Annotated in this window: 10 protein-coding genes; 4 read left to right on the forward strand and 6 right to left on the reverse strand. The window is 39.9% G+C overall.

What is annotated here, in order from left to right:
• Positions 1–112 precede the first annotated feature (112 nt).
• The gene (locus tag LGZ99_RS19460; protein ID WP_262979473.1) at positions 113–1,153 is read left to right on the forward strand and encodes a LacI family DNA-binding transcriptional regulator; all 1,041 of its coding nucleotides are present in this window, start codon (positions 113–115) and stop codon (positions 1,151–1,153) included.
• Positions 1,154–1,213: 60 nt separating this feature from the next.
• On the opposite strand, the gene LGZ99_RS19465 is transcribed toward LGZ99_RS19460, so the two are convergent.
• From LGZ99_RS19465 to LGZ99_RS19475, 3 genes are all read right to left on the reverse strand, one after another.
• The gene (locus tag LGZ99_RS19465) at positions 1,214–1,681 is read right to left on the reverse strand and encodes an Rrf2 family transcriptional regulator (protein WP_036841344.1); all 468 of its coding nucleotides are present in this window, start codon (positions 1,679–1,681) and stop codon (positions 1,214–1,216) included.
• 203 nt (positions 1,682–1,884) lie between these two features.
• Entirely contained in the window at positions 1,885–2,280 is a 396-nt protein-coding gene (locus LGZ99_RS19470; RefSeq protein ID WP_023046522.1) for a nuclear transport factor 2 family protein, read from the reverse strand.
• A gap of 180 nt (positions 2,281–2,460) precedes the next feature.
• Positions 2,461–3,516 (reverse strand): alkene reductase, encoded by a 1,056-nt coding sequence (locus LGZ99_RS19475; protein ID WP_021325934.1) that lies wholly within the window; start codon positions 3,514–3,516, stop codon positions 2,461–2,463.
• 369 nt (positions 3,517–3,885) lie between these two features.
• Here LGZ99_RS19475 and LGZ99_RS19480 point away from each other — a divergent pair, with 369 nt between their 5' ends.
• A complete protein-coding gene (locus tag LGZ99_RS19480; RefSeq protein WP_262979474.1) occupies positions 3,886–5,607 on the forward strand; it encodes a phospholipase D-like domain-containing protein in 1,722 nt (573 codons plus the stop codon).
• A 336-nt stretch (positions 5,608–5,943) separates the two neighbouring features.
• On the opposite strand, the gene LGZ99_RS19485 is transcribed toward LGZ99_RS19480, so the two are convergent.
• Both LGZ99_RS19485 and dsdX read right to left on the reverse strand, forming a co-directional pair.
• Positions 5,944–7,275 (reverse strand): D-serine ammonia-lyase, encoded by a 1,332-nt coding sequence (locus LGZ99_RS19485; protein ID WP_023044804.1) that lies wholly within the window; start codon positions 7,273–7,275, stop codon positions 5,944–5,946.
• A 292-nt stretch (positions 7,276–7,567) separates the two neighbouring features.
• On the reverse strand, positions 7,568–8,905 hold the full coding sequence (dsdX, locus tag LGZ99_RS19490; RefSeq protein ID WP_036839698.1) for a D-serine transporter DsdX: 1,338 nt from the start codon (positions 8,903–8,905) through the stop codon (positions 7,568–7,570).
• 242 nt (positions 8,906–9,147) lie between these two features.
• Here dsdX and dsdC point away from each other — a divergent pair, with 242 nt between their 5' ends.
• The gene (gene dsdC / locus LGZ99_RS19495; RefSeq protein WP_023044802.1) at positions 9,148–10,086 is read left to right on the forward strand and encodes a DNA-binding transcriptional regulator DsdC; all 939 of its coding nucleotides are present in this window, start codon (positions 9,148–9,150) and stop codon (positions 10,084–10,086) included.
• A gap of 731 nt (positions 10,087–10,817) precedes the next feature.
• Complete coding sequence (locus LGZ99_RS19500) at positions 10,818–11,357, forward strand: Ail/Lom family outer membrane beta-barrel protein (RefSeq protein WP_023044801.1); 540 nt, start codon at positions 10,818–10,820, stop codon at positions 11,355–11,357.
• A 116-nt stretch (positions 11,358–11,473) separates the two neighbouring features.
• Here the strand turns inward: LGZ99_RS19500 and LGZ99_RS19505 are convergent, their stop codons facing one another.
• Positions 11,474–11,941: a hypothetical protein gene (locus LGZ99_RS19505; protein ID WP_036839694.1), complete on the reverse strand. Its 468-nt coding sequence runs from the start codon at positions 11,939–11,941 to the stop codon at positions 11,474–11,476.
• Positions 11,942–12,265: the final 324 nt, after the last annotated feature.

Genomic DNA, 12,265 nt, shown 5'->3' on the forward strand with positions numbered 1-12,265 from the left:
ATTTACCTGAATGCGAAAAACACGTCATGGTTTTTTTCCCACGACTTGCCTGAGATAAGGTAGAATCCCACCGTCAAATTCATAGCCGTTAGTTAAAAAAAGAAAAATATTGATGGAAAAGACACGAAAACGCCGTAATACAGGGCGAGTAACATTACAAGATGTTGCTAAGTATGCCGGTGTCGGTTCAATGACGGTTTCCCGTGCATTGAGAACACCAGAAATGGTATCGGATAAATTGCGGGAAAAAATTGAACGGGCCATACAGGAATTAGGCTATATCCCCAATGGCGCTGCCGGCGTACTTGCCTCAGGCCAAAGCAATATTATCGCGGTTCTTGTTCCATCTCTGACAGACAAAGCCAGCGCCACATTTATACAATCCCTGCAACAGGTGCTGAATAAACATTCCTTCCAGGTTTTACTCGGATGTCATGAATATAACCGTAATAAAGAAGCCGAAATTATCATGACATTGCTGCAAAGCAACGCAGCCGCATTGGTTATCTTCGGTTCTCAACTGGCAGATAAAATCTATAACAACATTTCTCATATCAATATCCCGATTATCAATGTCGCGGGATCTCATCAACAACAAACAACAATCAATATAGAAACGGATTTTTCCGCAGCAGCTTATACCCTGACTGAACATATGCTGAGTAAAGGCCGGAAGCATATTGGTTATATTGGCGCACAAATGGATAATCGTTTGCAAAATCAGCAAATTAATGGCTGGAATAAAGCCATGTTACATCACTATCAGAACGCAGACCAAAATATCACTACACCGGATGCTGCCAGTATGCAATTTGGTTGTCAGGCAATCGCTGAAATGTTATTACGTCAACCGGAATTGGAAGGCGTGATTTGCAGCCATGAAGTGATTGCCTTAGGCGTCATGTTTGAATGTCAACGTCGTCTGCTTAAAATACCGGCTGATCTGGCTGTTGCCTGCCTGGAAGGCTCTGATAACTGCGATCACACACAACCAACACTGACATCAATCCGCATTGACTACCCCAAAATAGGAAAGGACACAGGAAAATGGCTGGTAAAACTGCTTAATAAACAGGATGAAGATGAGCCAGGATATCAAAATAATCAATATCAGCTGTTTTCGTATAAGTTTGAGCCAAGACAAAGTACTTAATGGAGTTGAAAATCCCAGTAAAATGTCACAAACTGCCACAAAAGCCTATAAAAGCGCTAATTATTTAGTCTGCTGACAATTTAGATCATGTGGCTTAAAAGGAAAACCCGCGCAGTCTTCAACCCGATTTACTATGTCAGCAATTGTCGTTTCAGCCAGGGTAGCTTCCAATACACAGGTAATACGCGAGAACTCATCTTCCAAAACCGGAGTAATATTGTGTCCGATATAACATTTGGGATTGGGTTTGGAACGGTGCAACGTGAAATATAATGGGTCTTCAACTGTACAATAAACATCCAGCAATGAGACCTGCTCCGGTGGCCGGGCCAGTAACGCTCCCCCACCCTGACCCATTTGCGAATAGGTCAACCCGGCCTCGGCAAGGGCACCCAAAAGCCGGCGAACGACAGTCGGGTTAGTATTCACACTTTTTGCGATATCTTCGGAGCGTACAGCTTGACCATGATGAAGCGCAATATCAGTGAGAATATGAATAGCCACAGCAAAACGGGTAGATGTCGGCACTGGAAAACCCTGTATATCTTAAGGATGTCATTGAGAATAGCAGAAAATAAGAAAAAAGTTATATGATATGTCACTCATCTCGCCGCATAGTAAATAGTGAAATTCAGGATGTCAATCTGTCTGATTAACATTCCTGCTCCTCCTGATCTGTTACCACATATCATTATCTGGTTTAGCTAGTGTGACGAGCTTGATATATCAGGTTAGATACGATCTGCATGGGCGCGTTCAATCTGAAGAGTATCGGCAACCTGCTGTAATTTAATTAACAGGCCATCCCGTACTGTCCATATGTGAACGAAACGAGAAATAAATCGTTTGCCTTTCTTTATTCGTCCCAAGTAATTACCCAACACAATGACATGATCACCTGACTCGAAATATTCAGAGCTATCTGCAACGAATTCATCAGTATCGTTAAAAAGTGGCACAAAAAAATTGTTCAATATATCTTCAATTCCTTCATAAACCCCACTATATCGGGAACCTTCGGTAATATCCCAAACAACGTCATTCCCCATGATCTGGCGAAGAATATCGACATCACCCATAGAATCGTAAAAACGACGAACAATAGATATATTTAATGAATCTGACATTGATACTTCTCCTTCAAATTACCTCGCGTTGATAATAGGATCGACTCTGGTAAAACGAGCCGACCTGATATTCTGGGATGTTCAGTAAAAATTTTATAAAACTTTTAATTTACATCCCTGGAAAATAACCCGAACATCTTTCATCTTAGGCTATCCATTGCAGGTAAGATATCCCCTTACCTAGGTAAGCACAGGATAATCGGTATAGCCCACGGGCCCAGGCACCATAAAGGTTTCCGGTTGTTGTTCGTTAAATGGTGCTGCAACTAAAAGCCGGTAAGGTAAGTCTGGATTAGAGATGAACAAGTGACCGAAAGCCACCGCATCAGCCCTACCATCAGCAAGCGCTTGTGCAGCACTCTCTCTTGTCAGTTCCTCATTGGCAATATAGGTTGACCCAAAGACTTCTTTTATCATCTTGCCCAAATCACCGTCAACAACAGGATCACGCGAGAAAATGAAAGCAATTCCACGTTTACCCAGTTCACGCGCGACGTATCCGAAAGTCACCATAGGATTGGAATCCGCCATGGAGTAATGACCACCACGTGGTGACAAATGCATACCAACACGAGATGCTCCCCAGACTGAAATGCAAGCATCTGTTACTTCAAGCATCAACCGGGCCCGGTTTTCTACTGAACCGCCATACTGATCCGTGCGCAGATTAGCATTATCTTGCAAAAATTGATCGAGCAAATAGCCATTGGCGCCATGTATTTCCACGCCATCAAATCCTGCCGCTTTCGCATTTTCCGCTCCGCGTCTGAACATCTCAACAATGCCGGGAATTTCATCAGACTCCAGAGCCCGCGGAACCACAAAGGGGCGTTTTGGGCGTAATAAGCTGACATGACCATCAACTGCAATCGCGCTTGGAGCCACTGGCTGTTCCCCATTAAGGAAAATGGGATCCGATACCCGCCCCACATGCCAAAGTTGCATAAAAATACGCCCACCGGCAGCATGTACCGCATCCGTAACTAACCGCCATCCAGCAACTTGTTCGTCTGACCAAATGCCAGGAGTATCAGCGTAACCCACGCCCTGTGGCGTTACTGAAGTCGCTTCACTGATAATCAAACCAGCAGATACGCGCTGAACATAGTATTCCGCCATCAGAGCATTGGGAACACGTCCTTCTCCCACGGCACGGCTACGTGTCAGAGGAGCCATAATGATACGATTCGGCAAGTCGAGATCACCAATGCGAATTGGGTCAAAAAGTGTAGGCATATTTTTTTCTCTCATATGGACTAAACAAATGCACTTCGTTGCAAATCATCAATAGGTACATAATCAGGTAATACCACCAGCAAACAACATCGGTCAGGGAATGTATTCATTCGCAAACCTTCAGCAACAGGAGGAGCCGCCGATGTGAATTAATGTAACTTACACAGTTACATTAAACAAGAGGGATCTGATGTCAGATGTCAGGATATCTGCCAAATGATAATGCATGGATAGAAGTTGTTTGCCAGCCCAATTTTATCTTTTTTAGTCCTCCCCCCTCAAAAATTAGCTATGATTACAAATGGCTTGCCTGATGCTGGCAGGCTGTTGATTGATATGTAAGAAAATTATTGCGAGGAGGATACCTATATGAATTTATTGGATGGTTTACAAAAAAAACTGGACGGTTACTTTAATAAAACAAGTGAAATCAACTATGTAAAAATATTTGATACTCCCAAAATATGGGGGCTTCCTTTTGGAAAAGAGATAATGCCACAGGCGGTTAAAAGAGCAGCGGAATTTGAAGATGCTATTGTAAGCATTCTGGAAAACATGCGTTATCGCTGCGATATTTCTTCCTTAAATGCCCCGGATGCAGAGTGGAGAAAAGTTATCCTATCAGCTATTGATAGCGCATTTACCAAAAGAATAAACAGGAAGGATAGAACTCAGATAAGGTTCTTATTCGCTCAAACACCGACATCTTTGTTAAACGGTGTGAATTCATACTTTGAAGGTACTCCTGAATATCTAGCATTGAAGAATGATATTATTAAATTAATCCAAGAAAGGAGAGATCATTGGGAGTGTATACCTGAAATATGGATTGGTCGGTTTTACAGGATAGTAGACGGACTTAAAGTATCATTAGAGAAGAAAGTACTGCCAGAGGAAATGTTTCCAGAAGATGATACCAGAATGACATGGAATCATACAAAAATTATCGCAGTTGATGGAATTGAGTCATTTGTCGGCGGCCATAATTTAAATATGGATCTTTTTAAAAATTACCCTCCAGTTCATGATGTCTCTGTTAAAGTTATAGGAACGGCATCATTAAGCTCACAATTATTTTTAAATAACATGTGGGAGGCTAATACAGACCTCTTAACTAAAGAATTCTTTGATATAGATGAAAATAGATGGGTTAATGCAAATGGTCTTGTGGGAAGGCCGGAAGATCCATTAAGAAAAGAGCGCGTTACTGAATATATCGATAGAAAAAAAGAAGAGAGCCTAAAAAATCCACCTAAGGACCCAGAATATAAGAAAACAAGCAGGATATTATCCGTAGGTAAATATTGGTCTGGGCCTGATATGCGAACGGATTATAAAAAAGGCTCTGAAATAATGAAAGAGTTTATAATAAAGAATGCAAAGAAAAAAATCCGCATGTCCCAACAGGATCTTGTCAGTGCATGGAAAAAACAATGGCGAGATCATCATGTGTGCCGATGGTTGATCGAAGCATTACTTTCCAACCCCGATCTAGAAGTTCAAATTGTTGTATCGCCACTTGATGCAGCAGCAGGTGCTGCCGGTGATCAATATTCTTTTGGTTCTGGAGCCAAAAGAACGTTTGAAATATTTAAATACTATTTGACACATGATGAACATACCGATAGAAAGATCGAAGATCCAGATGGAATCAGGCAAGCCGCACTGAAAAGAATAGAGGTTGCCCCTTTTTTCTTTACAGACAAAGTCCCTGAAGATCTTTTGATTGAAGGTACTACATACAAATGGCCAACCCCAGATGAAAATTCTTATACTGCTACGCTAAAAGAACCCTCTCTTTCTGAAAGACCTCCACAGATAGGTGCTATAGGACGCCCATTCCGATCCTTAATTAAAGCAAGTGGTCCGGTATATCCCAAAGTTCCCCCCGCTCCTGGGAATCATGCAAAAGTAACAATAATTGATGATGAACTTTACGTGGTTGGTTCTGATAATCTCTATCCGGGTTATCTTTCGGAGTTCAACTATCTTATTGAGGGAGAAGATGCGGTGAAAGCTTTCATAGAATCCTACTGGGAACCACTGTGGAAATACTCAAGAACACATGCATTTAATCACAAAAATACTTGATGTAAGTAACAAGTGTATTGATATATTCCCGCCAAATGCGGGCGGGAATATAACTGAAAAAACATTAAGGAGATGACTTTTCAGAGTGGGAAAACAAATCAAAGCGTTTTTCAGCAATAGCCTAGAATACGGCAAGACATCGACCGGATTGCCCCTGTGAAAGATGCCATTTTCAAATAATTTGGGTTTGAAGCCCGATGAAAATCACTTAATGTGGATTGAAAACCGCCGTTGATTGCAGGTCATGACTAATACAGATAAAAAGACCCGATTTTGAACAGATTCACCAACGAATCACACTCATAATACAAATCGGGTACTTTTAATTACTTACGATTAGATTTTAGCTGCATCTAGGTATTTTGTCATTTCATCATCAGGCACCATACCACCGCCGGTTGCCCAGACCAGATGTGTAGCCTGTTTCATCTTGTCCACCGAAAGGTTTTTACTATTCAGGTAATCAAGGTTTTCGCTAACACGCGCAGGACCAGCCATCCCCACTAACGCCGAAGGCTCCAACCGGATACCCTCATCACGATTAAGTAAGCCCAACAAGTTATACATTTCCTGATCATGAACGGTATAAAAACCATCCAGCAAGCGTTCCATAGCGCGCCCAACAAAGCCGGAAGCCCTTCCTACCGCAAGACCATCAGCAGCAGTAATATTGTCAATGCCAATATCCTGTACACAAATACTGTCGTGCAGACCGGTATATACACCCAACAACATACAGGGGGAATGGGTGGGCTCAGCGAAAATGCAGTGCACATGATCACCAAAAGCCAGCTTCAATCCGAACGCGACACCGCCAGGACCACCACCAACACCGCATGGCAGATAAACAAATAACGGATGATCTTCATCAACTACCATATTCATTTGCTCAAGCTGCGCCTTTACCCGTGCACCCGCGACAGAATACCCCAAAAACAACGTTTGGGAGTTTTCATCGTCGATAAAGAAACAGTTGGGGTTAGATTCCGCTTCTTTACGGCCCTGGGCCACGGCCACCCCATAATCTTGTTTATATTCCACGACATTAACCCCATGTGAACGTAGCTTTTGCTTCTTCCATTCACGGGCATCGGCAGACATGTGCACACTGACATTAAAACCCAGCTTCGCACTGATAATACCTATGGATAACCCCAAATTACCGGTGGAGCCTACAGCAATGCTGTATTGATTAAAAAACTGCCTGAACTCTTCTGAAAACAGTTTGCTGTAATCATCGTCTTCAGAAAGCAAACCAGCTTGTAATGCTAATTTTTCCGCGTGAGTCAATACTTCATAAATTCCACCACGGGCTTTAATCGAGCCAGAAATGGGCAAGTGGCTATCTTTTTTGAGCAAAACTTTTCCTGCGATATCCACACCATAATGTTGCTCCAGTGTTTTCTGCATCGCAGGAATAGCGACTATCTCTGATTCAATAATGCCATGTGTGGCTTCTGTTTCTGGGAAAGCTTTACATAAATAAGGTGCAAAACGATTCAGGCGTGCTTCAGCATTCCCGACGTCATCAGCATCCAAACCCACGAAAGGCAATCCCTCTTTAAAAGTGGTGTTACAAGGGTTAAACCAGAAGATTTCCTCCAATTCCATTAAATTTTTTACTAACGGATACTCATTTAGTAATTGTTGAATCTCAGTACTTTTCATTTATGTGTTAACCCAAGATTGGTGTTTCCCTGGTATATAAAAAAACAACTCTTACTTTTTTAATTATTAAAATTATTATATTCAATATGTTATGTTTACTACGATTTTCTACAAAACATCAGCACATCACAGTTTATCTATTTTTTATCTTCCCCTTATTTTGATTACTACGGTTACTGTTTATTTTTTATTATTTTAGCTATAAAGCTGCCTATTTTATAGGCTTCCCTGGTACTGACACATTCGCACTTCTTATTCTTATTTTTCAAGACTGAGCTATTATTCCCTCTCATTACACGATGGTAGAAAGAAGAAATGTCCCAGCCAACGCAACAATAGATGCAATAAATGTTGCGGTTGTATAATATTTAAAAGTTTCACTGAGCGTTGCGCCACAATACTGCTTAACCAACCAAAACAGCGAATCAGTTACAATAGTACAGCCAATAGCTCCGGAACCAATAGCTAACGCAATAATTTCAGGGCTGATATCCGGATATAACGGCAATATTGGTGAAACAATCGCTGTTGCACCCATCATTGCTACAGTTGCGGAACCAACCGCTGCATGCAAAATAATAGCAACCAACCAAGATAAAAGAATTGGATGCATATCCAGGCCTGATAAAACAACGGCCAGCGTATCACTAAGCCCACTTGCTTTCAGAATGCTATTGAATGCTCCGCCTGCGCCGATAATCAATAAGATATTAGCGATAGAGGCGAAACAATCTTCCGTCTTCGTCAACAGTGTACTCATGCCCATATTTTGCCTGATGCCCAAAGTATAATAGGCAACAAACGCGGCAATAAACATGGCTGTAATAGGGTTGCCGATAAATTCCAACATCGTATAAAACGTGGTGCCTTTTTCCATATTTAATTCGGCAGCGGTTTTAATCAGCATTAACCCAATTGGCAATAACACAGTAAATAATGTCATGCCTAAAGAGGGTAAATCTTCTTCCTTGTGAACTTTAATTTCAGAAAATTCAGCCGGAACCGATTTAAAAGGCAGGCGGCTACCGAGAAATTTCTGGAATAATGGGCCGCTAATTAAAGCAGCAAACAGAGCAACTACCAGCCCATAAACAATGACTGAACCAATATCCGCACCCAGTTTATTCGTCACGAATAATGCGGCCGGGTGTGGAGGAACAATACAGTGAACCGCCATCAATGTTGTGCATAATGGGATCGCTAATTTCAACAGTGATGTGTTGGTTTTCCTGGCAATAGAAAACGCCAGTGGGATTAACAATACTACCCCCACTTCAACAAACAGCGTAATACCACAAACCAGACCAATCAGTACCATAATGATATCTGGTGAAAGCCATCGGCATTTTTGCAATGTGATACCAATGCGCTCTGCTGCGCCGGATATCTCCATCATCTTACCAAGAATAGTTCCCAGACCAATCACCGCAGCTAAAAAACCCAGCGTACCACCAATCCCCCCTTCAATGGCACTCACCATCTCAACAGGGTTCATTCCCATCAATGCACCGACATAAAAACTTGCCAACAATAGCGCCAAAAAAGGGTGAATTTTTAATTTAATTATCGTAAATACAATTAACACAATACTTGTGAGTAACGTACCTATCACCCAAGGTTGTGAATCCACTCAATCATTCCTCACAGTTAGCCTCTGCTCGTTACGTGCATTTTTACTATTGAATATGAATATTCAATTTTTGACAAATGATTAATACATAGTCATGCATGAGCCAGATTGAGCCAATTCAGTGATGCAGATCAAATTTTTCACTTTATTTGAGATTTAAATCACTAAAACTATCTGAAACATGCCGCCTTAATGATACGGTTGCATTATCCCGTCGTCGATGAAACAGAAACATTATAAATATGTACACAGATGATAATTTCATGGTTGTAAATAAGCTACTCAATGGAAACCAGTTATCAAAACTGCATACATTTGAGATAGCGGCCCGTCACTGCTCTTTTGCTCTGGCTGCTGATGAGCTAGCTATCAGTGCCAGTGCAGTCAGCCATCGAATCAGTTCACTGGAACAAGAACTGGGGTTCAAACTTTTCCAACGTTTTCACAGAAAGATTGAATTAACTTGTGAAGGAAAGCGTTTATTTTGGACAATTAAATCAACTCTGGAGCATTTGAATCAGGAAATTCTGGAAATAAAAAATCAGGAGTTATCGGGTAATCTGACGATTTACTCCCGCCCTACTTTTACTCAATGCTGGTTAGTTCCCAAATTGGCTGCTTTTAATCAGCTATATCCGTCCATTAATTTGAACATTCTGGTCGGTAACGAAAATGTGAATTTCCGCGGTTATGGTATCGATCTTGCGATTTACTTTGATGATATTATGTCTAATGAGCTATCACATCAATATCTGATGAGTGAATACATTACTCCAGTCTGTAGTCCACAATATGCAGAAAAGCATAACCTAATGGGAAATATCGATAATCTGCAATACTGTACACTATTGCATGATAAACAAGCATGGAGCTACGATTCTGATACCAAAGAGTGGGACACTTGGACAGAACACGTTGACATTACACTTGACCCATCACAAAAGTGTATAGTCTTCGATCGCTCTGACTTAGCTGCTGTCGCTGCAATGCACCACGCGGGTGTGGCAATGGGAAGAAAAAATATGATTTGGGAAAAAATTGAAAATAACGAATTAGTCGCGCCATTTCCCAACACCGAAGTGCTATGTAAACAGTATTACTATACCTGTACCCTACCCCAACAACAGAATGAGAAAGTCAATGCATTTATTCAATGGTTGAAATCAACCATAAACGAATAAAAATATAGCCAGCCATTAATAGATACATCAATTCATTCTGTTTTAAGTGGCGATTACTCATCGCCACAGAATTTAACAAGGAATTTCAAGCACAATAATAAAGGCTGAACTCCCTCTTCTGCAAAATCCAGCCCCATTAATGTAAGCTTAATCTTTGGTGATGATAATTAAAGCAGTCAGCGACTTGTCGTTCATAAGGTAACTATGAGTCTTTATCACAATTTTCGGCTATAAAACAGACATTCCTATATTATTAGATTATTTAGTTAGCTAACTCAGTAAAACTTATTCATTTTTAACTTGCTTACGTCTGACAACCATTCTTATCGAATTATATAGAAATAGATAAAATTATTTTTCTGCTAATAATAAATTTCATTGATTACAATTGGAATAAAACACATAAATTAGTGTTTTTCTGAATATAGAAATAAGGAATCTTTAGTATGGATAACTGATTGACAAGAAAAGAGGAAAAAACCCCCAACTAATACTTGATGAATACTACAACAATAAAGAAACTATTTATACTAATTAAAGTCATCCTTCTCTGCTGCTATCCACCAGGAAAAAATAATAATAATAGTTAGTTAATCGCGTATAAAATATAAAATTCACCAAAAAATATATACTAATAGTCCAAGTTATGATATTTATTATAGCCGTTGGTAAGAAAGTCATTCAAATAGTTATAAATTAATTTACTTATAAATTATATAGAGTGTAATTAAATGCAAAAAATTTTATTAAGCTGTGGCGCTATTTTTTCTGTATTTGCAATAACTTTACCTGCTCAAGCTGAACAACATACAGCTTCTATCGGGTATGCCCATGTGAAACCACAAGACGTTAAAGCGCTAAATGGCGCGACACTGAGTTACCGATATGAACTGGATGATCAATGGGGAGTGTTATCATCGTTCACCTTTGCTAAAGGAGATGAAAAGGAAACAACAGAACGCCAAAAGATTGATACTAAATATTATTCTTTGATGACTGGCCCAACTTATAGAATTAACGATTATATCAGTTTATACAGTCAGATAGGATTATCCAGAATGAACCTGAAATGGTCCGATAGCGATGATAATACAAATGGAAAATCAGAAGAAAATGCCTTAGGTTGGGGAGCTGGCTTTATTATAAACCCAACAACGAATACATCGATTACAGCCGGTTACGAAGGTAGCCGCTTTGATATTAAAGACGGTGTAGATAAATATAAAATTTCCACCAATGGCTTTAACATAAGCGTCGGCTATCGTTTCTAATTTAAGCAACAAAAAGATCATATTATCACCAAGGTTAGCCATCTTATATGATTTATAATCTTGGTGATTTATTAAAAAATTTCAGCTCAATTTTGTATGTTAGTGAAATATATTTGTCACTCATATGTCTTTGGTATAATAGTTACCTGCTTAACCAACTGGTTGAATTTAGTAACGAATGAACGAGCTTTTACAACCCTTTTATAATAGCCTGTCAGGTTATTTACAAAAAAACCTGGTAACTGCTCATCTTCTATGTGTCTTTTAAGGACAAGCTCATGTGCCCTGCAAAACATTTCAGCAGCTTTAAACATACTTACGTCAATCTGAGATAATGCAAGCAGCATATCTGCCTGTGAAGTATCAGCCAGACTAATAAGTGATTTGTATGCTTCCTGCACTTGAGAAATAAAATCATCTATCACTTCCAATCCTTGAGATAACTCATCAGAAGACCTTTTAATCAGTTTAACATCCACCTCTTTACCATAAGCTTGATATCTGCACATTTCATGAGCTAACGCGGCCGGTTGAGCTAAATGAATACCCAAAGCGGTTACTGTTGCGGCAATAATTGTTCTCATAAAAACTCCTTCACATTATCAATGCGATACAAACATACACTCTTGCATATAAATTTTAATACCATAGCTCATACTTAATCAAACATATATCGATGAAATAACAAGCACATTGAGAGAAGAGTACGGGAAACGTAAACACATAGCGACATCTTAAAGACCAAATACGCCAAAGTCACATCATACTGTAAAAATGTTAGGCTTAGATAATTTTCTAGTAACCATCCTTAGATGCCTATCCCAATAAGCTTTATTGTTGCAAACCATTCTTGTGAACGAATAGTGAATACGAACAGCACACAAAAACCGGAGCGTACACATAGTACA

The sequence above is a fragment of the Photorhabdus temperata genome (assembly GCF_025384845.1).
Classification (GTDB): Bacteria; Pseudomonadota; Gammaproteobacteria; order Enterobacterales; family Enterobacteriaceae; genus Photorhabdus; species Photorhabdus temperata.